Origin of the sequence: Streptomyces sp. NPDC048462, from assembly GCF_043200175.1 — a bacterium.
Taxonomy (GTDB): Bacteria; Actinomycetota; Actinomycetes; order Streptomycetales; family Streptomycetaceae; genus Streptomyces.
Window position 1 is genome coordinate 148,412 of the sequence record NZ_JBICXG010000013.1, and the last position, 22,933, is coordinate 171,344.

18 protein-coding genes are annotated in these 22,933 nt (G+C 72.5%); 14 read left to right on the forward strand and 4 right to left on the reverse strand.

The window, feature by feature from the left end; genetic code table 11:
- Positions 1-138 precede the first annotated feature (138 nt).
- Together ACGFU6_RS22580 and ACGFU6_RS22585 are read right to left on the reverse strand one after the other, a co-directional pair.
- Positions 139-1,389 (reverse strand): FAD-dependent oxidoreductase, encoded by a 1,251-nt coding sequence (locus tag ACGFU6_RS22580; protein ID WP_393613256.1) that lies wholly within the window; start codon positions 1,387-1,389, stop codon positions 139-141.
- 52 nt (positions 1,390-1,441) lie between these two features.
- Positions 1,442-1,888, reverse strand: a complete 447-nt coding sequence (locus ACGFU6_RS22585; protein WP_393613257.1) for an SRPBCC family protein — start codon at positions 1,886-1,888, stop codon at positions 1,442-1,444.
- 206 nt (positions 1,889-2,094) lie between these two features.
- On the opposite strand from ACGFU6_RS22585, the gene ACGFU6_RS22590 reads away from it, so the two are divergent.
- The 14 genes from ACGFU6_RS22590 to ACGFU6_RS22655 all read left to right on the forward strand — a co-directional run bounded on the left by ACGFU6_RS22590 (position 2,095) and on the right by ACGFU6_RS22655 (position 19,008).
- On the forward strand, positions 2,095-2,802 hold the full coding sequence (locus ACGFU6_RS22590; RefSeq protein WP_393613259.1) for a hemerythrin domain-containing protein: 708 nt from the start codon (positions 2,095-2,097) through the stop codon (positions 2,800-2,802).
- Positions 2,799-4,730 carry an HAD-IIIC family phosphatase gene (locus ACGFU6_RS22595; protein ID WP_393613261.1) on the forward strand — a complete coding sequence of 644 codons (1,932 nt, stop codon included), beginning with the start codon at positions 2,799-2,801 and terminating at the stop codon, positions 4,728-4,730. The genes ACGFU6_RS22590 and ACGFU6_RS22595 overlap by 4 nt, the downstream gene beginning before the upstream one ends.
- Positions 4,731-4,931: 201 nt before the next feature.
- Entirely contained in the window at positions 4,932-6,722 is a 1,791-nt protein-coding gene (locus ACGFU6_RS22600) for a fatty acyl-AMP ligase (RefSeq protein ID WP_393613263.1), read from the forward strand.
- A gap of 1 nt (position 6,723) precedes the next feature.
- The gene (locus tag ACGFU6_RS22605) at positions 6,724-8,505 is read left to right on the forward strand and encodes an acyl-CoA dehydrogenase family protein (RefSeq protein WP_393613265.1); all 1,782 of its coding nucleotides are present in this window, start codon (positions 6,724-6,726) and stop codon (positions 8,503-8,505) included.
- An 11-nt stretch (positions 8,506-8,516) separates the two neighbouring features.
- Positions 8,517-10,301 carry an acyl-CoA dehydrogenase family protein gene (locus ACGFU6_RS22610; RefSeq protein ID WP_393613267.1) on the forward strand — a complete coding sequence of 595 codons (1,785 nt, stop codon included), beginning with the start codon at positions 8,517-8,519 and terminating at the stop codon, positions 10,299-10,301.
- A 57-nt stretch (positions 10,302-10,358) separates the two neighbouring features.
- A complete protein-coding gene (locus tag ACGFU6_RS22615; RefSeq protein ID WP_123524458.1) occupies positions 10,359-10,637 on the forward strand; it encodes an acyl carrier protein in 279 nt (92 codons plus the stop codon).
- A complete protein-coding gene (locus ACGFU6_RS22620) occupies positions 10,637-13,705 on the forward strand; it encodes a beta-ketoacyl synthase N-terminal-like domain-containing protein (protein WP_393613269.1) in 3,069 nt (1,022 codons plus the stop codon). Before ACGFU6_RS22615 ends, ACGFU6_RS22620 begins: the two co-directional genes overlap by 1 nt.
- Positions 13,702-14,736: a 3-oxoacyl-ACP synthase III family protein gene (locus ACGFU6_RS22625; RefSeq protein ID WP_393613271.1), complete on the forward strand. Its 1,035-nt coding sequence runs from the start codon at positions 13,702-13,704 to the stop codon at positions 14,734-14,736. The genes ACGFU6_RS22620 and ACGFU6_RS22625 overlap by 4 nt, the downstream gene beginning before the upstream one ends.
- 13 nt (positions 14,737-14,749) lie before the next feature.
- Entirely contained in the window at positions 14,750-14,998 is a 249-nt protein-coding gene (locus ACGFU6_RS22630; RefSeq protein ID WP_393613273.1) for an acyl carrier protein, read from the forward strand.
- A complete protein-coding gene (locus ACGFU6_RS22635) occupies positions 14,995-15,819 on the forward strand; it encodes a 2-oxo acid dehydrogenase subunit E2 (protein WP_393613275.1) in 825 nt (274 codons plus the stop codon). The genes ACGFU6_RS22630 and ACGFU6_RS22635 overlap by 4 nt, the downstream gene beginning before the upstream one ends.
- A complete protein-coding gene (locus tag ACGFU6_RS22640) occupies positions 15,776-16,654 on the forward strand; it encodes a 4'-phosphopantetheinyl transferase family protein (protein WP_393613276.1) in 879 nt (292 codons plus the stop codon). The genes ACGFU6_RS22635 and ACGFU6_RS22640 overlap by 44 nt, the downstream gene beginning before the upstream one ends.
- A 91-nt stretch (positions 16,655-16,745) precedes the next feature.
- Positions 16,746-17,819, forward strand: a complete 1,074-nt coding sequence (locus tag ACGFU6_RS22645) for an alpha/beta fold hydrolase (RefSeq protein ID WP_393613278.1) — start codon at positions 16,746-16,748, stop codon at positions 17,817-17,819.
- Positions 17,816-17,998 (forward strand): hypothetical protein, encoded by a 183-nt coding sequence (locus ACGFU6_RS22650; RefSeq protein WP_123524454.1) that lies wholly within the window; start codon positions 17,816-17,818, stop codon positions 17,996-17,998. The genes ACGFU6_RS22645 and ACGFU6_RS22650 overlap by 4 nt, the downstream gene beginning before the upstream one ends.
- Positions 17,995-19,008: an alpha/beta fold hydrolase gene (locus ACGFU6_RS22655; protein ID WP_393613280.1), complete on the forward strand. Its 1,014-nt coding sequence runs from the start codon at positions 17,995-17,997 to the stop codon at positions 19,006-19,008. Before ACGFU6_RS22650 ends, ACGFU6_RS22655 begins: the two co-directional genes overlap by 4 nt.
- 70 nt (positions 19,009-19,078) lie before the next feature.
- Here ACGFU6_RS22655 and ACGFU6_RS22660 read toward each other — a convergent pair whose 3' ends face one another.
- Complete coding sequence (locus ACGFU6_RS22660) at positions 19,079-21,727, reverse strand: BTAD domain-containing putative transcriptional regulator (protein WP_393613282.1); 2,649 nt, start codon at positions 21,725-21,727, stop codon at positions 19,079-19,081.
- 49 nt (positions 21,728-21,776) lie between these two features.
- Entirely contained in the window at positions 21,777-22,844 is a 1,068-nt protein-coding gene (locus tag ACGFU6_RS22665) for an AfsA-related hotdog domain-containing protein (RefSeq protein ID WP_393613284.1), read from the reverse strand.
- Positions 22,845-22,933 lie beyond the last annotated feature (89 nt).

Sequence of the window (22,933 nt, forward strand, 5' to 3'; positions counted from 1 at the left end):
CACCCCCCCCCCCCCCCCCCCCCCCCCCCCCCCCCCCCCCCCCCCCCCCCGCCCCCCGCCCCCCCCCCCCCCCCCCCCCCCCCCCCCCCGGCCCCCCCCGCCGTCCTCCCACCGGAGGCCCGGTGGGAGGGCGGACCGTCAGGTCCCGGTATGGGGCTGCGTGGCACGGCGGGTGGCGGCCGGACCGGGCTTCTGCAACTGGAAGTAGGCCCCGGCCAGAACGCGCAGCTTGAGCCTGGGGCTGCGGTCCACCACCCGGTAGAGGGAGCGCCGGAGCCTGCCGCCCAGCGGGCTGTGGAGTTCGAACAGCTTCTCCTGGCGCAGCTGGAGCCGGCGGGAACGGCTCACCGGCTTCTCACGGGATCGCTGGAACTGTTCGGTGGCCCGCTCCACGGCGGCTCCGTCGTCCTCGGCGAACGCCCGCTCCAGCAGTGGCGCCAGCGTGACGGCGTCGATGATGGCGTGGTTGACACCCTGCCCCAGGATCGGGGTCAGGGTGTGTGCGGCGTCGCCGACCAGCACCAGACCGGGCATCGACCAGCGCGGCACCACACTGGTGAAGATGTCCAGCATCGAGGTGTTCGACCAGCTGGTGACCTCCTGCCGGACGGCGTCGGACAGTTCGGGGGCCAGCAGGTCCAGCCGCTCGTACAGTGCGGTCAGGCCCTTGGCACGCAGTTCCTTCAGGCCGCCCTTCGGGATGTTGAACCCCACCCGGACACTGTCGGGGTGGGTGGGGATGAAGAGGCCGTGCTGGTCGCCCCGAATGCGGACGCGGTAGGTGCGGTCGTCCCACTCGGCGGGGAACGGCAGCTTCAGCCACACCACGTCGCGCTCCAGCGGCACCTTCTCGTACGGCAGACCGGACATCTCGCGGACCTTGCTGAAGCGTCCGTCCGCGCCCACCGTCAGGGCGGCCCGCACGGTGACCTCACCCTCGGGGGTGCGGGCCCGCACGCCGCCGATCCGGCCGCTGTCGTCACGCAGCAGTCCCACAGCGGTGCCGCGGCGCAGCAGCGTGAAGCCGGGAAGGTCCTCGCCCACCTCGGCCAGCGCGGAGAGCAGCGCGGGCTGCGGCAGCTCCACCGGGTAGGGGTTCGGGTAGGGGAAGCGTTCGAAGTCGGCTCGCATGACGGTCCGGCCGCCGTCCATGATCTCCATGTGGTGCATGCGCTGGTAGGAACCCTCGAGGCGATCCAGCAGTCCCAGCCGGTCCAGCAGCCATACCGAGTCGGGCGACACCGACTCACCGCGGAAGGAGCGGTCGAAGTGGCCGCTCTGTTCCAGCACCACCACGGAGACGGAGCGCCGGGCGAGCTCCACCGCGAGGGCGAGCCCTGCCGGCCCACCGCCCACCACGCACACCTGGGCGGTCAGCTCTGTTGTCATCGTCGTCCTGCCTCTCTGGGGGGCCACGGTCGATCGATGCTCCGGCGGGGAGCTAAAGGCGTCCTTGAGGGATCTGCTCCTCCACCCGGGTCTTCAGCGCATCGGTCAGGGTGGCGAAGCCCTCACCGCTCTGCCGGATGAGCGAGCCGCAGAAGGGGACCAGCGCCCCGCTGAACTGTTCGCTCTGCCGCACATGGGTGCCGCCGTCCCGGGCGGTCAGCTCGAAGCTGTGCACACCGTCGAAGATCCCCGGCATCCCGAGCCGGCCGCGCCAGCGCAACAGCCGGCCGGGTTCCACGGCCAGCACGGTCGGCCCGAAGTCCATCTCGCGGCCGCCGGGCAGCCGGAAGCGCAACGCCAGCCGTGCGCCGGGATCGGCCTGCCCGGCGGCGGAGACCAGGAACGGGTTCCAGTCCTTGAACCGGGCGAAATCGGTGAGTACGGCCCACACCCGGCCGGGATCGGCGACGATGTGGACCTCGGAGGAGATTCGGCGCACGGGGGTGCACTCCTTCACGGCGGCAGGGGGCGGGCGGGAATCGGGGCGTGGAGCCCTGCCACACGCTGCGGCCACCTGCTTCAGTCCTGCTAAACACACCGGGGCCCCGCACGCGGCGCCCCGGGCCACACGGCACAAGTCCCCCTTAAGAGGCCCCGGTCAGACTCCGGGGCAACGGACCGATCATGAAGGCCAGGGTGAGGGAAATGGCGGCCAAGCGGCGGTCGAGCGAGCCGGACACCGGCGAGATGGTGGTCGTGCACCGGCTGTTCCAACAGGAGTACCGGACCGCGGCCGCCCTGGTGGCGGCGGTCGACGCCGAGGACACCGGGCGCAGCAAGGTCGTGGCGGCCCACCTCGAAGCACTCGACACGATGCTGGAGGAACACCACCTTGCCGAGGACGAGCTGGTCTGGCCCCGACTGGAAGGGGACCCGGAGGTCGACCCCGCGCTGCTGCTACGGATGGAGCGGCAGCACGAACGGATCGCCCGGTCCCTCGGGCAGGTGGCCGAGGTCCTGCCCCGCTGGCGGGACACGGCGGACCCCGCCCTGCGCGACGTACTCACCCGCGCGTGCGCCGAGCTCCTGCCCGCCCTGGACGAACACCTCGCGGACGAGGAGCGGCACATCCTTCCGCTGGTGCCCGGCCGGTTCACCGCGCAGGAGTGGGGACGGCTGAGCGAGCGCGGCCGGGACGCCGTGCCCAAGGACAAGCGGATCTACATGCTCGGTGCCATGGCCGTCGCCGCGGGTCCCGAGCACTACGACGAGTTCCTCGGCCGGCTGCCGGGCCCCGTGCGGCTGCTGTGGCGGGTCGCGGGCAAGGGGCTGCACCGCCGCGCGAGGGCCGGGCTTCACGGGACGCGGCCGGCCGGCCGCGCCGGAGCGACAGCGAGGAGGACGAAGCCGTGACAGCACCCACAGCACCGACGCCCACGGAGACCACCCGCGCCGACGCGTCGGCGCGGCTGCGCGCTCTGCACGACGAGGGCCGGATCGCGGCGGAGTACCCCCGGGTCCCGGGGCTGCTCGCCGAGATCGCGCAGACGGACGACGGCTGGAAGGGGCTGGCCCGGGCCGGCGGGCTGCTGGCCAGGACGGCACCCGAGGCGATCCGCGAACTCCACGCGGGCGCGATGCCGTTGACAGCGGCCGTGACCGGCCACGGCACCCTGGACGCGCTCGGCGCCCCGCTGGCCGCGGAGCTCGCCCGGCACGGAATGCCGCTGCGGCTGGTGCAGGGGGAGCACGACGCCTGGCTGCGCGATCTGCGCGACACCGCCAGCCCGCTGTACGCGCCGGACACCGACCTCGCGCTCTGCCTGCTCGACGCGGAGATCATCTTCGGTGAACTGCCCTCCCCCTGGGGGCCGGGCGATGTGTCCGAGGCCCTGGACGCGAAGCTCCGCCTCATCGGCGGACTCGTCGAGCAGTACGTGAGCCACGGCTCCGGGGTGCTGGTGCTCAACACCCTGCCGCTGCTGACCGTGCACACCCGGCAGCTGGTCGACCATCGCTCGCGCAGTGAACTGTCCCTGAAGTGGCGGGAGTTCAACGCGGGTCTGCTGCGCCTGGCGCTGGCGCACCCGCGCGTGCACGTGGTCGACCTCGATCCGCTGATCGCGGAGTCCGGACCGGTGCGCGACAGCCGGCTCGCCGCCTACGCCGGGGTGCATCTCGGTGCGGAGCTGCTGGCCCGGTACGCACGCGAGATCGGCCACCTGGCCCGTGCCCTGCGCGGCCGGACCAAGAAGGTGCTGGTCGTCGACCTGGACAACACCCTGTGGGACGGCATCCTGGGCGACGACGGCCCCGGCGGCATCGCGGCGGCGACGACCTACCGAGGCGCGGCGTTCGGCGCGTTCCAGCAGGTCGTCAAGCAGATCGGCTCCCAGGGGGTGCTCCTCGCCGTCTGCAGCAAGAACGACCAGGACGCCGTCACCGACGTACTGCGTGACCACCCGGACATGCGGCTGCGTGAGGACGACTTCGTGGCGATCAGCGCCAACTGGCAGCCCAAGGACGGCAATCTCCGCGCCATCGCGGAGCGGCTCAACCTGGGCGTGGACAGCCTGGTCTTCGCGGACGACTCGCCCTTCGAGTGCGGGCTCGTCGCCGCGAACCTGCCCGACACCGCCGTGGTCCGCCTCGACGAGGAGCCCGCCCTGCACATCGGCCGGCTGCTCGCCGACGGCTGGTTCGACACGCGCGAGCTGACCGACGCCGACCGGGACCGGGCCGGTCAGTACCGGGCCGACGCCGGACGCCGGGACCTCCTGGACAGCGCCGGATCGATGGACGACTACCTGCGGGAACTGGACGTGCGCGTCGAGCTCTCGCCGGTACGGCCCCACGAGCTCGCCCGGATCGCCCAGATCACCCTGCGCACCAATCAGTTCAACCTGACCACGCAACGGCTGCAGAAGGCCGACGTCCAGGAACGGCTCGACTCCCCGGGCCACCTCGTGCTCGCCGTGCGCGCCCGCGACCGCTTCGGGGACAACGGCGTCGTGGGGGCCCTGTTCGCGCACCGCGATCCGGACGGCCTCCACATCGACAACGTCCTCCTCAGCTGCCGGGTCTTCGCCCGGGGCATCGAACAGGCCGCGCTCGCCGCCCTGCTGGCGCACGCCCGGGACACCGGGGCGCCGGCGGTGCACGGCACCTACCTGCCGACGGCGAAGAACCTCAAGGTGCGCGACTTCCTCCCGTCGCTCGGCTTCGGCACCACGTCCGAGAACGCCGGGGGCCACCTCGTCTTCCGTCACGCGCTCGACGTCCTCCCGCAGGTTCCCGGCCATGTGACCCTCGACGCCGCGTTCGGGCCCGGCACCGGCTGACGGGCCCGCCGAGCGCCCCACCGACCGCCTGCCGTCCGCCCATCCCCCGGGGCGGACGGCAGGCTTGCGCGTGCTCCCGGCAGGGGGCGACTTCCCAGGTGACACAAGCGATGCCTTAGCGCGCGCACCCACGATCGGACCTGTCCGAACACCCTTCGCCGGCTCAGTGCCGACGGATCTCGGAGAGGCCAGGGAAAGACGTTGACAAGCTTCCGAACCTTTACGGAACTCGTCCTGACGCGTACCGCCGCGCTCGGCGCCGAGGACGCCTTCATCTTCCTGCGGGACGACACCGGGGGTTCGGCCCCGGAACACCTGACGTACGCCGGTCTCGACCGGGAAGCGCGCCGGATAGCCTCGCTGATCCAGGAGAACCGGGCCGGCGGCCGGCAGGTGCTGCTTCTCTACCCCTCGGGCACCGACTTCATCAAGGCGTTCACCGCGTGCCTGTACGCGGGGGCCGTCGCCGTGCCCGCCACGCTCCCCACCGAGCAGGGCCAGCACTTCGCCCGGGTCTCCGGCATCCTGCGGGACGCCGAGGTACGGGTGGTGCTCACCGACTCCGCCCATGCCCCGGAGATATCCGCCTGGCTGGCCGCGGAGGGTATGAACGACGTCCGCTGCCTCGCCACCGACGACACGACGCTGGGTGACCCGGGGGCCTACGTCCAGCCGTCGCCGAACCCGCAGGACCTGGCGTTCCTGCAGTACACGTCCGGCTCGACCAGCGACCCCAAGGGCGTCATGGTCTCGCACGGCAACCTGCTGGCCAACGAGGCGGCGATCCATCGCTCGGCCGGCACCACCAGCGAGTCCCGCTTCGGTGGCTGGCTGCCCTTTTACCATGACATGGGACTCATCGGGCACATCCTGCACCCGCTCTACATCGGCGGTTCGGCGGTCCTGATGTCCCCGACGTCCTTCCTCCGGCGGCCGTACCGCTGGCTGAAGATGATCGACGACTACGGTGTGACGATCGGCGGCGGCCCCAACTTCGCCTTCGACCTGTGCGTGCGGCGCATCACCGACGAGCAACTGGGGACCCTGGACCTGTCCCGCTGGACGGCCGCCGCCAACGGGGCGGAGCCGATCCGGCGCGAGACGGTGCAGGCCTTCACCGAGCGCTTCGCCCCGACGGGCTTCCGGGCCGAGTCCTTCTTCCCCTGCTACGGCATGGCGGAGACCACCCTGCTCGTGTCGGGCACCCCGCTCGGACTCAGCCCGGTGAACCGTGCCGTCGACCCGGCCGCCCTGGAACAGGGCCGGCTCGGCGTCCCGGCGGAGGGCGGCCCCTCCCGGACCCTGGTCAGCAGCGGCGTGGTGCACGCCGAGGACTTCGAGGTGCGCATCGTCGACCCGGAGACCTTCCTGGAGCGGCCGCAGGGCGGCGTCGGCGAGATCTGGGTCAAGGGCGACAGCGTCGCCGGCGGGTACTGGAAGCGCCCGCTGACCAACGAGGAGATCTTCGACGCGCACATCACCGACGCCGAAGGCAACCGCGACGGCGGCGGCTGGCTGCGCACCGGCGACCTCGGCGTCCTGGAGGACGGCCAGCTGTACGTCACCGGCCGGCTCAAGGAGATCGTCATCTTCGCCGGCCGCAACCTCTACCCGCAGGACGTCGAGCGTGCCGTCCAGTCCAGCGACGGCTCGCTGGGCTTCGGCTCGGGCGCGGTGTTCTCGGTCGAGACCGACCGGGAGCACCTGATCATCGTCCAGGAGGTCAGGGCCAGCGCCGTCAGCACCGATCTGCGCGCGGTCGCCACCGGCGCCCAGAGCCTGATCGGCAAGGAGTTCAACGTCTCCGCCGGCAACGTGGTGCTGGTGCGCCCCGGCACCATCCGCAAGACCACCAGCGGCAAGATCCAGCGCACCCTGATGCGCAAGCTCTTCCTGCAGGGCGCGCTCACCCCGCTGTACGAGGTGCTGGAGCCCGCGGTCCGGGAGGCCGTCGCCGACGCCACCGACCGCCCACTGGAAGCGGCGGTCTGACATGGAGCATCCGCCCTACCGGATCGCCGAGGAGCTCGACCGCTTCCTCGGCGACCCGGGCGACCCCGCCCGCCCGTTCTCCCACACGCGCTGTGTGGAGCTGGACGAGAAGGAGGAGTTCCCCGCCGACATCTGCCGACAGCTGGAGGAATGGGGGCTCACCGACTACTACGTGCCGGTCGAGCACGGCGGACGGCTGCGCAGCTACGAACAGGTCCTGCAGCTCATGCGCACGGTCGCCCGGCGGGATCTGACGGTGGCCGTCGGCCACGGCAAGACCTACCTCGGCGGGGTGTGCGTGTGGGTGTCCGGTACGCCGGAACAGGCGCAGCGCCTCGGCGCGGACATCCGGGCCGGTGTGCCGGTCTCGCTCGGGCTCACCGAACGGGCCCACGGCAGCGATCTGCTGGCCGGTGAGGTGGCGGGTGCGGGTGCGGGTGAGGCGGACGGGTGGCTGGTCAGCGGCGAGAAGTGGCTGATCAACAACGCCACCCGGGGCAGTGTGTTCTCCCTGCTCACCCGGACCGACCCGGCGGGCGGGCCGCGCGGTTTCAGCGTTCTGCTGGTCGACAAGAGGAAGCTCGGCCCCGGGAGCTACCGCCACCTGCCCAAGGTCCGCACGCACGGCATCCGGGGGGCCGACATCTCCGGGATCGTCTTCGACGGCGCCCGGGTGGGACGGGATGACCTGGTCGGCACCGAGGGCGGCGGCCTGGAGACGGTGCTCAAGGCCCTGCAGCTCACCCGCACCATGTGCGCCTCGCTCTCCCTGGGCGCCGCCGACCACGGGCTGCGGATCGCCGTGGACTTCGCCGAGGAGCGCGAGCTCTACGGCCGGCGCCTGATCGACCTCCCGCAGGCCCGGTCGGTGCTGAGCACCGCGGCGGCCGACGTGCTGCTGCACGAGGCGCTCGCCGTGTTCGCGGCCCGCGCCGTGCACACCCAGACGGACGAGCTCAGTGTCACCGCGGCCGTGACCAAGTACCTGCTGCCCAGCGGCACCGAGGCCGTGCTCGCCGGTCTGACCCGGGTGCTCGGCGCCCGCGCGTTCCTCAAGGGCGTGTACGCGGGCGGGATGTTCCAGAAGATCGAGCGCGACCACCGGATCGTCGGGCTCTTCGACGGCAACACCCTGGTCAACCTCAACTCCCTCATCAACCAGTTCCGTTCACTGGTGCGCGGCAGACGGCGCGGTACCGGCGACAGCGCGGGAGCGGTGGCGGCCTACGACCTGTCGGTGCCGGTCCCGGCGCTGGACCCGGCCCGGCTCTCGCTGGTCGCCCGTCACGGCAGCGGCGTACTGGCGGGCCTCGACGCCTCCGTCGCCGAGCTGAGCCGGCTGGCCGAGGACAACCCGGCGCTCCGCGGGGCGGTCGAGTCCGCCGAGCGGCTCGTCGCCGTGGAGCGCCGGGTGCACACCGAGATGGAGAGCCGGCAGAGCCCGGCCGGTGAGGTGGAGCCGGAGGTCTTCGACCTGGCCCGCCGCTACACGCTCTGCTACGCGGGGGCGGCCTGCCTCGGCCTGTGGGTGCACAGCTCCGGCGCGACGGCCGGCGGAAGCACCGCCGCGCTGTGGCAGGACGGGCTGTGGCTGCGTGCCGCGCTCGGCCGGATCCTCGAACGGCTCGGAGAGCCGGGCAGCGGTGACACCGAGGCTTACGAAGGGCTGCTGGCGCATCTGCGGGCCGGCCGCCGGACCGGAGAGCTGTTCTCGCTGCTGCCTCAGCGGCTGCCGGAACCGCTTCCGCTGAAAAGCACCGGCGCAACCGCCGGCACGAGTTGAGAGAGGACGCCATGCTGATCGGTACTTCGGCCTCGGGAGCGAACGGAGTGTCCTTCGACGCCCCGGGCGAAACCCACAGGGCCGGCCAGGAAGCCAGGGTGGTCGCACGCGTCGCCGAGCTGGAACGGCGGCTCGGTGACCCCAACGACGGGCGGGGCGAGGTCTCCCACGCCCGGCTCCTGGAAGCCGACGAGGCCGGAGAACTGTCGGAGACGGGTGAGCGGGCACTCGACGAACTGGTGCTCAACGCCGACTTCGTGCCGCGCGCCCACGGCGGGCGGCTGGAGCGGATCGACACGCTGGTGCGCGTGATGCGCCAGGTGTTCCGCCGGGACATCGCCCTCGGGCTGGGCTACGGAGTCACCTCCTTCATGGCCGGTGTCAACGTCTGGGCCTCGGGCAGCGACGAACAGCGCGCCCGGCTCGCCCGGCTGCTGCTCGACGGCGGCAAGGTGTCCGTCGCGTACCACGAGCTCGCCCACGGCAACGACTTCGTACGCAACGAGTTCCGGGCCCGCCCGGCGCCCGGCGGCTACCTGCTGGGCGGCGCCAAGCAGGTCATCAACAACGCGGACCGGGCGGCGGCGTGGGTCCTGTTCAGCCGGACCGACCCGGCGCCGGGCAGCCGCAGCCACTCGGTGCTGTTCGCCGAGCGCGACGGCCTCGACGAGGACCGCTACCGGGTCCTGCCGCGCTACGACGCGGTGGGGGTGCGCGGCTGTCATCTGTCCGGCCTGGACTTCGACGACTGCCAGGTGCCCGCCTCCGCGCTCGTCGGGCAGGAGGGGAAGGGCGTCGAACTCGCCCTCCGCGCCTTCCAGATCACCCGCAGCGCCGTCCCCGGCATGGCGCTCGGGGCGACCGACACCAATCTGCGGACCGTCGTCAAGTTCGCGCTCGGCAGGCAGCTGTACCGGCGTTCGGTCATGGATATCCCGCACGCCAAGGCCACCCTGTCCAGCGCCTTCCTGGACCTGCTGATCTGCGACAGCCTCTCGCTCGCCGCCACCCGCGCCGTCCACGTGCTGCCGGAGGAGACCAGCGTGTACGCGGCAGCCGTCAAGTACCTGGTCCCGAAGATGCTCACGGACGCCATGTACGACCTCTCGATCGTGCTCGGTGCCCGCTTCTACGTCCGCGACGGCGAGTTCGGGATCTTCCAGAAGCACGTCCGCGACCTGCCGGTGCTCAGCCTCGGCCACGCGGGATCCGCCGCCTGCCAGGCCACCATCATTCCGCAGCTGTCCAGGCTGGCCAGGCGTGCCTGGTTCGCCGGCGACCCGGCCCCGCCCTCCCTCTTCCGGCTCCGCGAGGAACTGCCGGAGATCCCGTTCGACCGGCTGACGCTGGCCAGCGGACGGGACTCGCTCAGCGCCTCACTCGTCGCCGCGGTGGACGAACTGCCCAGCAGCACGCCCGAGGAGCGGGCCGTACACGGCTCGGCGCTCCGGATGATGGACGAGCTGCGGCAGCTCCAGGAGCAGAGCCGGGGCCTCGAACCCCAGGACCGCACGGCCCTGGCGAGCCCGAGCAGCTTCGCGCTGGCGGACCGCTACACCGTACTGCTGGCAGCCGCCTCGGTGATCGGCGTCTGGCAGCAGGCCCGCGACGGCGACGACCCGTTCCTCGCCGACCCCTCCTGGGCGGCCGCCGCCCTGGACCGGCTCGGCCGCAGGCTCGGCCGCCCCCAGCCCGACCTGCCGGAATCCTGCGACCGACGGGTGCACGAGGAGGTGCTCCACCGCTTCCGCGAGAACCGCAGTTACGACCTGTACAACACCCCACTGGCCGGCTGACGGCCGGAGCTCGGCCGGCAACCGCCGGACCGTCCGAATTTCGCCGAGGAGTGCACCATGCCCGTTCCGACCACTGGACACACCACGGAAGAGCTGACCACGTGGCTGGCCGAGCGCATCGCCCTGTACCTGAAGCGGCAGCCGGGTGAGATCGACCCGGCCGTGCCGCTCGCCGAGTACGGTCTCGACTCGGTCGCCGCACTCAGCCTGTGCGGTGACATCGAGGAGGACTTCGACCTCGTACTGGAGCCGACCGTCGCCTGGGACTACCCGACGGTCGCCGCGCTCGCCGGACACCTGATGGAGACATTCGCCGACGGGGTGAGGACTGCCTGATGGGCCAGATCGCCATAGTCGGTATCGACTGCCGGTTCCCGGGGGCGCCCGATGCCGGCGCCTACTGGGAGCTCCTCATGCGGTCCGGGGACGGGGTCGGACAGGTCCCCGGGCAGCGCTGGGACGCCGCCGAGTTCCACTCGCCCACCGCGGCCGAGGGGCACTCCAACACCACCGAGGGCGGGTTCATCGAGGACCCGGACGCGTTCGACAACGAGTTCTTCACCATCTCGCCGCGCGAGGCGGCCGCCATGGACCCCCAGCAGCGGCTGCTGCTCCAGTGCGCCTGGCGGGCCGTCGAGGACGCGGGACTGCCGCCGCAGAAGCTGGCGGGCACCCGCACCGGAGTCTTCGTCGGCATCATGGGCAACGAATGGGCGCAGCTGCACCTGACCGACTACGCCCGGGTCACCGCCCAGGTGGGGTCCGGCAACGGCTACTGCATGACCGCCAACCGGATCTCGTACCACCTGGACCTCAAGGGGCCGAGCCTCGCCGTCGACACGGCCTGCTCCTCCTCACTGGTGGCCGTGCACCTGGCGGCCAACGCGCTGCTCGCGGGGGAGTGCGACCACGCGATCGCGGGCGGCGTCAACGTCGCCCTCACACCCGCCCTGTCGATCTTCTACACCCAGGCAGGGCTGTCCGCGCCGGACGGCCGGTGCAAGCCGTTCAGTTCCGAGGCCAACGGCATCGGCCGGGGCGAGGGCGTCGGCGCCGTCGTGCTGCGCAGGCTGGAGGACGCACTGGCCGACGGCCAGCAGGTGTACGCGGTGATCCGGGGCACGGCCGTCAACCAGGACGGACGCAGCAACGGCCTCACCGCCCCCAACCGCTGGGCCCAGCAGGAAGTGCTGGAGCACGCCTACGAGCGGGCCGGTGTCGAGGCGGCCGACATGGTCTTCACCGAAGGACACGGCACCGGCACCGCGCTCGGCGACATGATGGAGGTCAAGGCACTCGGCCACCACCACGCCGGACGCACCGGCAAGCCCATGGCGCTCGGTTCGGTCAAGGGCAACCTCGGTCACACCGAGGGCGCCGCCGGCATCGCCGGGCTCATCAAGGTGGCGCTCTCCCTGCACCACCGCACCGTGCCGCCCAGCCGGTTCGCGGTCAAGGAGAACCAGCAGCTCAAGCTGCGCGAGCACGGGCTGCGGCTGCTCAAGGCACCGTTGAAGCTGGCGAACACACCGTCGCTGGCCGGCCTCAGCAGTTTCGGCATGGGCGGCACCAACGCGCACGCCGTGCTGGAGTCCGCGCCCGCGCACGCGGTCCGCCCCCGGTCCGCCGGATCCGCCGGATCCGGCGGAGACGCGGGGACCGGCATCGGCTGCGCGGTCTTCACGCTGACCGCGCCCACGCCGGACGCGCTGCGCCGCAACCTGGTGCGCCAGGCCGACGAGCTCTCCCGCCGGCGGCTGCCGGTCGGAGCGCTCAGCTGGAGCGGCAACCGGGTCAAGTCCGGTCACCGCTACCGGTTCGCGATGCCCGCCGGCGACACCGGCGAGCTGGTGCGCGGGCTGCGCGAGGCCGCCGCCGACCCGGACCGGCTGGCCCGGTTCACCGGCGCGCCCACCGCCCGGCCGCGCACCGCGTTCCTGTTCACCGGCCAGGGCTCGCAGTACCCGAGGATGACCGCGCGGCTCTACCAGGACTCGCCGCTCTACCGCAGGTTCCTCGACGAGGCGGATGCCGCGCTCCGGCCGCACACCCAGGGGTCGGTACGCGATCTGATCCTGGCCGGGGACGAGGCGGTGCACCGTACGGCCTGGGCACAGCCCGCGCTGTTCGCGGTCGGGTACGCCCTGGGGCGCACCCTCCAGGAGCTCGGTGTGCGGCCCGGTCTGCTGCTCGGCCACAGCGTGGGCGAGTACGCGGCCGCGTGCCTGGGCGGGGTGTTCCCGCTGGAGGGCGCGGCCCGGCTGATAGCCGCCAGGGGCGCCCTGATGCAGGAACTCCCCGACGGCGGCGGCATGCTGGCCGTGCTGGCCGGCCGCGAGGTCCTCGCCGACCGGCTGGCGGGTGAGGACCAGGTCGGCATCGCGGTGGTCAACGGGCCCCAGGCCGTGGTGCTTTCGGGAGAGCTGGCGGCGCTGCGCCGGGTCGAGAAGGACCTCGGCCGGGACCGCTTCCGCACCCGGATGCTCAAGGTCTCGCACGCCTTCCACTCCTACCTGATGGACCCGATGGTGGAACGGTTCGCCAAGGTCGCCGAAGAGGTGGGCGGCGGGATACCCGAACTGCCCGTGTACTCGACCGTGTACGGCCGGAGGCTGGACGGCGAGGCCATGGACGCCGCCTACTGGACCGCGCACATCAGGCAGCCGGTGCTGTTCGGGGACGCCGCCTCCCAGCTGCTGGACGACGGCCCCGGCCAGGCGGTCGAGCTCGGCCCCTCGCCGGTCCTCACCTCCATGGCACGCAAGATCGGTCCGCCCAAGTCGGGCCCGCGCCCGGCCTTCGTCCTGCCCGTACGGAACGCGGAGTCCGGCGGCCGCGACCTGGCGCAGGCGCTGTCCGACCTCTACCGGGGCGGCGCCGACCCGGACTGGGATGCCGCCTACACCGAGGCGGAGCGCACCCCGCAGCGACTGCCCCTGTACGCGTTCAGTGACGAGCACCGCTACTGGACCCGCGGCCCGGTCCGGTCCGCGCAGACCCCGCGCGAGGACTTCCCGTACGGTCCGGCGGCGAACTCCGCTCCGGGGGCCGCGGCGGACGGGGGCGCATCCGGCGGGGCCCGCGCGGCCACCCCCGTACTCGTGCTGAACCGGCCGGCCGCCGCGGACCCCGTGGCCGAGGCGGTGCTGGAGGCGATCGGACAGGTCGGGGGGTACGAGACCAGCGAACTCGCCCCGCACCTGCGGCTCTACGAGGAACTCGGCTTCGACTCCGTGATGGTCATGGAGCTGAAGAACCGTATCGAGGAACGGCTGACCGGTATCGGCCCGCTCACGGTGCAGGACCTGCTGCCCGTTCTCTCCTCGGTCGGCGACCTCGTGAACTACCTGTGCGCACGTGACGCCTCCGCCGCCGGCGCCGGCATTGAGGAGAGGACCGCATGACCGAGGAGAACCGCACCCCGACGACCTACGTCGTGTCCGTCGGCACCGCACTGCCCGGTGAGCCGGTCGACAACGCCCAGCTCGCCAAGGTGCTCGGCGTCAACGAGGAATGGATCGAGGTGTTCATCGGCACCAGGACCCGCCACTTCGCCCGCGATCTGGGCACCGGGGAGGTGCGCTGGACGCTGGCGGACCTCTGCGCCCAGGCCTGCGAACGCGCCCTGGGCGGCTCGGACACCGACCCCGGCGAGATCGACTTCATCGTCCTCGGGACCGCCACCCCCGACACCCTGATGCCCGCCACCGTCAACGACATCGCCGACCAGCTGGGCCTGGACCAGGTGCCCACCTTCCAGCTCCAGTCGGGCTGCGCCGGCGCCGTCCAGGCGCTCGGCCTGGCACAGACGATGATCGCCTCCGGCCAGTACCGCACCGGTCTGGTCATCGGCGGCGACGTGTGCAGCAAGCATCTGGACGTCCAGCGCGACCTGACCGGAGCGGCACCGAGCGACCTGGTGAACTTCGTCCTGTTCGGGGACGGCGCGGGTGCCGCCCTCGTCAGCGCGGAGCCGCGCGGCAAGGCGGTGGCGGTGCGCCAGGTCCTCAACCGCTTCACCGGCCTCGGCCGCAAGCCGGGCCAGGTCATCGAATGGTTCGGGCTCGCCGACCGGCACGAGGACCGGCAGGCGGTCACCGAGGACTACAAGGCCATCGAGGAGCACGTCCCGGTGATGGCCGTGGAGATCCTCTGGGAGCTGCTCGGCGAACTCGACTGGGACACCGACCAGCTGGACTACCTCCTGCCGCCCCAGCTGTCCGGCCGGATGACCCGGAAGATCACCGAGCAGCTCGACGTGCCGACGGCACTGGAGATCTCCTGCGTCGCCGACACCGGCAACAACGGCAACGCACTGCCCTTCCTCCAGATCGAGAAGCTTCTGACACAGATGTCGGCGGGGGAGAAGGCACTCGCCGTGGCCATCGAGTCCAGCAAATGGATCAAGGCCGGATTCGCCCTGGAGAAGATATGACCCTGGAGGAGAGATGAGCAGCGCCACCCCCGTCGGATACAGCATCGACGACTTCATCAGTACGGTCCGTGACGAGCTCGGCCTGCCGCTGACCGACGAGCAGATCGGCGCGGACTTCGATGAGTTGCCGGAATGGGACTCGCTCTACCTGCTCAAGCTGGTCACCGCCGTCGAGCAGGCACTCGGCTCGTCGATCCCGGTCGGCCGGGTGCTCGAGGCACGCAGCCTGAAGGAGATCTACGAGCTGGCGGTACCGGCGTGAGCGGCGCGTCCGGCGGCGCCGGCCCCGGCACGGTGCGCCGGCGCCGCCACACCCTCTACTTCCTGGAATGGGCGGCGGGCCAGCGCCCGGTGCACCTGGACACCGACATCGACATGACCCGGATCCAGGAACACCGCGCCGCCGCCCGGGAGCGCGGAGCGCGCTACTCGGTGGTGAGCTACCTGCTGCACACCGCGGGGCGCGTCCTCGCACAGCACCCCGAGGCCAACGCGGTGATGGCCCCCGGCTGGCCGGGAATCCTGCGCCGTCCACGCCTCATGCGGTTCGGCACGGTCACGGGCAAGCTGGCCCTGGACCGGCCGGTGGACGGCGAACGCAGCGTGCTCTCGGCGCTCGTCCCCGGCCTGGAGAAGGCGTCACTGGCCGAGATCCAGGAGCGGGTCGAGCGCTACCGGGGCGAGGAAGCGGCAGATCTCCCGGAGTTCAAGGGGGTACGGATGCTGAGCCGCATCCCCGCCCCGCTGGGCCGCCTCGCCTTCGCGGCCGCCCTGCGCGACCCGGCGAAGCGGCCCGGGATCCTCGGCACGGTGTCGGTCAGCTCGCTCGGCCACCGGACCGTCGACGGATTCCACTCCGCCGGCGGCACGGCCGTCACCCTTTGCGCCGGAAGGATCGTGGAGCGCGCGGTGGTCCGCGACGGCGAGATCGTACCGGCGCCGATGATGCGGCTCGGCCTCACCTTCGACCACCGAGTGATCGACGGAGCCACCGCGGCCGATGTCCTGAGCGCCCTGCACCAGACCATGGAGGACTTCGATGACGGCTCCAGGGAAGCAGCCCCCGAGCCGGACGTTCGGTGAACCGATCCTGATCTCCGGACCCGACGGAGACTGGAACAGGGTCCGGGCCGACCTGGCGGAACACGCCTGCGCGGTGCTGTACGCACGGCTGGACGACTGGCGCCCGGAACGGGCCGGCGGGCCTCGGCTGCGGGCCCTCCTGGGCCGGGACTGGGCCCGCTACCTGGACCTGACCCACCCGGACGTCCGGACCAGGTTCGCCTCCTCGCGGGTGCTGCTCAAGTTCGCGGCCGCCGCGGCGCTGCGCGTGCCTCCGCAGTCGGTGGAGCTGGGCTACACGCCGTCCGGCCGGCCCTACCTGCGCGGCTACGACGGCGTGCAGATCAGCCTCAGCCACACCGAGGACCTGCTCCTGGTGGGACTCGCCACCGGCGCGGTCATCGGCGTGGACGCCGAACGCTCCGACCGCGTGCTGTACGGCCCCAACCTCGGCCGGCACCTGTGCACCCCGCGCGAGGTCGAGCTGATCGAGGCCATGGACCCCGCCGGACGGGATGCCGCACTGATCCGGCTCTGGACGCTCAAAGAGGCGTACAGCAAGGCGATCGGCCTCGGCATGCAGTTCCGGTTCACCGATTTCGGGTTCGAGACGGACGGCACCCCCACGGAGGTGCGCCGGCCCGACGGCACACCGGGCACCGGCACCGAATGGGCCTTCCGCACCTTCTACCTCGACGACGAGTACACCATCAGCGTCGCCGCCGGGGACTCCGGTTTCGGGGGCACCGGGGACACCCGGGCGCACACCACGCTGGATGGCGGAATCGTCGACGCCCTCACCGAGGCGCTCGGCGAGGACGAGGCGGAGGCCGGCGCCGAGAACGAGTGGTGGTGAGCTCCCCGACGTGCCGTCAGCCGCACTCAGGGGCACAACCGGGCCGCTAGGAACAGCGGTGAAAGTCGATGTCGACGGGAGGGTGATGGACGTGAACCACCTTGAGGAACTGAAAGAGTTCGCCCGGCTGCACGCCCGCAGTCAGGGCATGGACCCCCAGCACACCACCCGGCTCCTCGGCCGGATCACCAACGACACGCAGGGCGACCCCGCCTCCTGGACCTCGGTGTGGACCGGGGCGGGACGGGCGGCCGCCGCGGACGGCGAACTGCTCAGTGCCTGCAGCCACTTCGCACTGGCCAGGTTCCCGCACCACGGGGACCCCGCCCGCCAGGAGGCACAGCGGCTGGGGGTGGAGACCTTCGACACCTGGCGACGCGGGCAGCGCGACATCGAACGCGTGGAGCTGAAACACCCCGGCGGGGAAGTGGTCTGCTGGGCCTCCGGCCTCGACGCGGCCCGCCCCAGGCCCCTGCTCGTCGTCATGGGCGGCATCGTCAGCGTGAAGGAACAGTGGGCACGGCTGCTGCCGCTGCTGCGGCGCCTGGGCTTCGCCGCGGTGGTGACCGAGTTCCCCGGTGTCGGCGAGAACACCACCGCCTACCGGCCCGACTCCTGGCGGCTGCTCACCGAGCTGATGGACCAGCTGGCCGGACGGGCCGACACCACGGACACGTCCATGCTGACCCTCAGCTTCAGCGGCCACCTCGCCCTGCGGGCCGCCGCCGAGGACCCCCGCATCCGGCGCGTCCTGACCGTGGGCGCCCCGGTCGCGGAGTTCTTCACCGACGAGACCTGGTGGCCGAAGGTCCCCAGCATCACCGTGGACACCCTGGTCCGGCTCACCGAATCCGCCGGCCGCGACGAACTGCGCGCCACGCTGGCGGAGTTCGCCCTCACCGCCGGGCAGCTGCGGAACGTCCGGGTTCCGGTGCGGTACGTGGCCAGCGCCCGGGACGAGATCATCCCGGCCTCGGACCAGCGGCTCCTGCTCCGCACGGCCCCCGACGTACGGGTCAAGGTCTTCGACGATGTGCACGGCTCGCCCGCCCACCTGGGCGCGATGCGGCGCTGGCTGATCGGATCACTGCTCCGCGCACGACTCACGCGACGACGCGTTCCCGGCCCGTCCCGGCCGGTCACCCAGTCAAGGAGGCAGTCATGACGGACAAACGCTATTCAAACAGCACGGTCGCCACCGTACGCCCCTGGCACAGTCTCGCCTCTCTCGGCGTGATCGAGAGCGATCTGACCCACACCCGTTCGGTCTCCGCCCCCGCCGTCCACGAACGGTTCGGCCACCGGGCGTCCGAGCGCCGCTCCGCACGGTCGGAGGAGGCATGAGCGAGGCGGCCGGACCGAAGAGAGCCCCCGGGCGCACCGGCTCCCCGATCCGGCTCCGCCACCGCACCGTGCACGGCTACCGGCGGGCGTTCCGCATGGCCGGCAAGGGCGACGCGGTACTGCTCATCCACGGCATCGGCGCCTCCTCCGACACGTGGAGCGACGTCATGCCGGACCTGGCCAGGAACTACCGGGTCATCGCCCCCGACCTGCTGGGCCACGGCGAGTCCGAGAAGCCCAGGGCCGACTACTCACTGCCGGCGTACGCCAACGGCATGCGGGACCTGCTGGGCGTCCTCGGCATCGAGCGGGCCACCCTCATCGGGCACTCGCTCGGCGGCGCGGTGGCCATGCAGTTCGCCTACCAGTTCCCCGAGCGTTGCGAGAGGCTCGTGCTCGTCGGCACCGGCGGCATCGGCCGGCAGGTCACCCCGCTGCTCCGCGCGGCCTCGCTGCCGGGCGCCCAGTTCCTGCTCCAGGGGCTGCGGCTGCCCACCATGCGCCGGCAGTTCGAAATGGCGGTCAAGGTCCTGCAGCGTCTCGGCAACGGCCTCGGTGTCGACGCCCCCGACCTGCTCCGGGTGGTGGACGCGCTGCCGGACGCGCACGCCCGCAACGCCTTCATCCGCACCCTGCGCGCGGTGGTCGACTGGCGCGGCCAGGTCGGCACGATGCTCGACCGCTGCTACCTCGCCCAGGGGATGCCCACGATGCTCCTGTGGGGCGGCCGCGACCAGGTGGTCCCCGCACTCCACGCGGGCCTGGGCCACGTGTCGATGCCCGGCAGCCGGCTGGAGATCTTCGAGAACTCGGGCCACTTCCCGTTCCGTTCCGAACCCGACCGCTTCCTCGAAGTCGTACGCGACTTCATCGCCACCACGGAACCCGCCGCCTACAGCGCCGAGCAGTGGCGTCAGATGCTCCGCACCCGTCGGCCCGCCCTGGACGGCTCCCGCACGGGCGACAGCCCCGTCACCCCCTCGGTCCGGGTGCTGCGGCCCGCCCAGTAGGGCTCCGGCGGGCGGTGGAGAGGCCGAGGGCCCGGTAGGGATGCCGGGCCCACCGCCCGGGGCCCGCACGTCAGCCCGCCGACGGGTCCAGCAGCCAGACCCCGGGGCGCACTTCCAGCCGGGACCACGAAGCCTCGGCCGTCTCGGCCACCAGGGCGCCGGTCCGCCGCGCGTAGGCGTGCCAGCGCTCGTCGCCCGCCGCCGTCGCCGCGTCGGCGCACTCGCCGAGCAGGCGCAGCGCCTCCTCGGAGCGCCCCTCGCGCAGCGCCACGAAGGCGAGCCCGCGCAGCGCGTCCGCCAGGCCCCGCGCGTCACCCTCCGCACGGCCCGCGCCCAGCGCCCGCGCGTACCGCGTCCCGGCCTCCGCCACCCGGCCCCGGCCGAAGAGCACATCGCCCTCGCCGCAGGAGCAACGGCCCGCTCCGGCCCGGTCGCCGTGCCGGATGAACAGCCGGCCGCCGAGCTCGTAGCAGCCCATGGCCCGGTCGTACCGGCGGCGCTGCCAGGCCAGATCACCCAGGGACCGCACCAAGGACGCCTCCGCGGCCAGGTCTGCGGAGCGCCGGGCCGCGTCGACCGCCAGATCGTGGCTGACCTGCCAGTCGTCCCACCGCGCGCACGCCTCGTAGTACCCGCTCAGGGCGGACGCCAGCGCGCTCGTCGGCCCCCACAGCCCGGCCGCATGCGTCTGCCGTACGACCGCCAGGAGACCGGCGGACTCCTCCCGGAACCACGTCAGCGGCGAGAACCCCGGCGGCCGCGCCGCACCGGCCCCCTCGGAGGCCGCGAGCCGGTCCCGGCCGGGCGCGAGCAAGGCGTCCGCCCGGCGCGCCAGTACGACACCCGCCCGGCCGAGCCGGTCCATCGCGGCCGGCACGACCGGCGCGGGTTCCTCGGCCAGCATCTCCAGGGCCAGCGACCTCAGCAGCGAATGGAACCCGTAGCTCACCGGAGCCTGCGTCCCGGAACGCCCCCGCGCCTCCAGGAGGTGCGCCCGCACGAGCGTCTCCAGCCGCCCTTCGGCCTCGGGGGGATCCAGGCCGAGCAACGCGGCCGCGGTCCACAGCCGGAAGCCGGGCAGCGGGGCGAGACCGAGCAGCCGGAACGCCGCCCGCTCGGGGGCCGGGACATCCCGGTAGGCGGCCAGCAGTCCGCTGCGCACGTCCAGGTCGCCCAGTGTCAGCGCGGACAGCCGGGTCCGTTCGTCGGCCAGCCGCTTCACCAGCCCGGCCGCGGTCCAGTGCGGCCGGACCGCCAGGCCGCCGGCGGTCACGCGCAGGGCGAGCGGCAGCCGGCCGCACAGCCGCGCCAGCTCGGCGACCGCCGCCGGGTCCTGCGCCATGCGCGGCCCGCCCGCGTCGGTCAGGAGCCGCTCGGCCTCCTCGGGGCCGAGCACATCGAGGACCAGATGCTGCACGTCGTCCAGCGCCGCCAGCGTCCGGCGGCTGGTCAGTACGACCATGCTGTCCGGTACGGACGCGAGCAGCGGCCGCACCTGGGCCTCGGACACGGCGTCGTCGAGGACGAGCAGCAGGTCCCGGCCCTGGGTGTGCCGGTGCAGCAGCTCGCCGAGTTCCTCGGCACCGGCCGGCAGCGGGTCGTCCGGTGCCGGGTCGTCGGCCCGCAGCCGGCGCAGCAGCATCGCCATCGCCGTCTCCGGCAGAACGGCCGCCCCCGCCGCGTCGCGCAGCCCGATATGGATCCTCCCGTCGGCGAACCCGTCTGCGGCGTGCGCCAGTTGGACGGCCAGCGAGGACTTGCCCACCCCGGGCCTTCCCGAGACCGCCAGCACCCGGGCCGCCACCGGGGCGGTGGCGGCCAGGAACCGTCGCCCCCGGGCCAGTTCCTCGTCCCGGCCGGTGAAGTGAGCCGCCCTCGGCGGCAGCCGGTGCAGGGACGGGGCACCCTGGCGCGGCCGCGAAGGGGAGCCGGACGCGACCGTCCCGGAGGCCCGCAGCGGGGTGTCGTGCCAGGCCAGTCCGGGGTCGGCGGCCAGTACCCGGTCCAGGAGCCGGGTCAGCGTGGGGCCGGGCTCGACCCCCAGTTCGTTGATCAGCGTCCGGCGCGCCCGGTGGTAGGTCCGCAGGGCTTCCGCCTCCCGCCCCGACCGGTACAGGGCGACCATCAGATGGGCCTGCAGCGTCTCCCGCATCGGGAACTCGTTGGCCAGCGCCATCAGTTCGCCGATCAGCTCATGGTGGCGTCCCAGCAGGAGATCGGCGGCGATCCGCTGCTCCAGCACCTCCGTGCGCAGCTCGTTGAGCCGTATGGCGTTCGTCTCCAGCGAAGGCCCGTGCGGAATCCCGGACAGCGCGGGCCCCGACCACAGGGCCAGCGACTCGCCGAGCCACCGCGAGGCCGCCTCGAAGTCCCGCTGCTCGTAGGCGGCGCGGCCCCGGGTGCGCAGCGACTCGAAGACCGCGAGGTCCAGCTCTCCCGGGCGCACCTGGATCACATAGCCGGGCGGCCTGGTCAGGAGCGGCTGCTGCCGCTCGTCGTCCACGGCGTCGGCCAGCGCCTTGCGCAACTGCGACACGTAGACCTGGAGCGTGGTCGCGGCGGTGCGCGGCGGCTCCATGCCCCACAGCTCGTCGATCAGGCTGTGGGTGGAGACGACGTTGTTCCCCTGGACCAGAAGCGTGGCGAGTACGACTCTGGGCTTGGCGGCGGACGGTGTTCTCTGTTCCATCCGGACCGGGCCCAGCACATGAAATCGCATGGTGTGCTCCTTCGCGGCCGTCCGGCGGCACGAGGCCGGAACGTGCCGATCAGCAGATCTGCAGGACGGATGCGGCCACGGTCGACACCACGCGGGAACCCTGGACGAAGGTCAGCCTCAGCTCCGCGACGGGCTGCCCGGAGGCGTTGCGACGCAGCTCGGACCCCGCTTGTTCACCGAGCGGCTGTACGGAGCAGCGCAGCGGCAGCCCCGGTTCAGCGAAGCCTCGGAACGACGCCCGCCAGTTCGTCAGCAGGGTGTGGGAGGGCGCGAAGCCGTAGAGCTCACCGGCGGCGAACAGCGCCGCCTGGCGGGAGGTCTCCAGGAAGAGCGAGGCGGGCACCTCGTGTCCCGCGTCCGGCAGGACCTCCCTGGCCGCGGGCACGTCCACCGGGAACGTCAGCCCTTCCTCCGACTCGTCGAACGGCAGCCCGATCATGACGTTGCGTGCCGAGCCGCGGCCGACCAGCGAGGGCGCGGGGGTGGCGTGGCCCGGCGGCAGTCCGCTGTTGCGCTGGGCGGAGTGGTCGCTCTCCTGCCGGCCGTGCGTGCGGTGGTTGCGGTACACCCCCGGCATCAGGAACAGGAGCCGGGCCTCGGCCGTGCCGCACTGCGCACCGTCGATGCTCACCGACGCACGGCACCGCATCCCGCGCGGTACGCCCTTCACGACCTCGGTCGGCGTCAGATCGAGGTCGAGGCCGAGCTGGCTGCCGGTCCGGGAACGCTGCCACGGAGCCACATCGGTTACCACCGCCGCGCTGGTGGTGACGAGCGTGCGCCGGTTCTCCGGCACCCGGAAGTACCGCCCGGCGGCGAAGAGCGCCGTCTGCCGCAGCGACTCGACCGGGTACAGCAGATCGTGGAAGGGCGCCGTCGCATCGGAGAACAGCGGGTGGTCCTGCGGGAGTTCGGTGGAGAAGGCGAAGTGCTGACGGACCGGCTCCGTGGAGGCGAGCACGAACGCCTCCGGAGTGTCCGGGCAGTGGACGAGATGGTGCGGGCCGAGGAACGAGGCGGACGGGGAGGGAGCGGGCAGGTGCTCGTGCTGGTCCACGTCGCCGGCCCGCGGGCCGAAGGTCTGCCGAACGGCGAAGGGTGAGGGAGCGATGTCCATGGAGATCCTTTGCGAGTGTCCTGGCGGCTCTCTGGCGTGGCGTCAAAGCAACGGCTTGAATTGACTCCCTCCACGGTGGACCGTCCCAC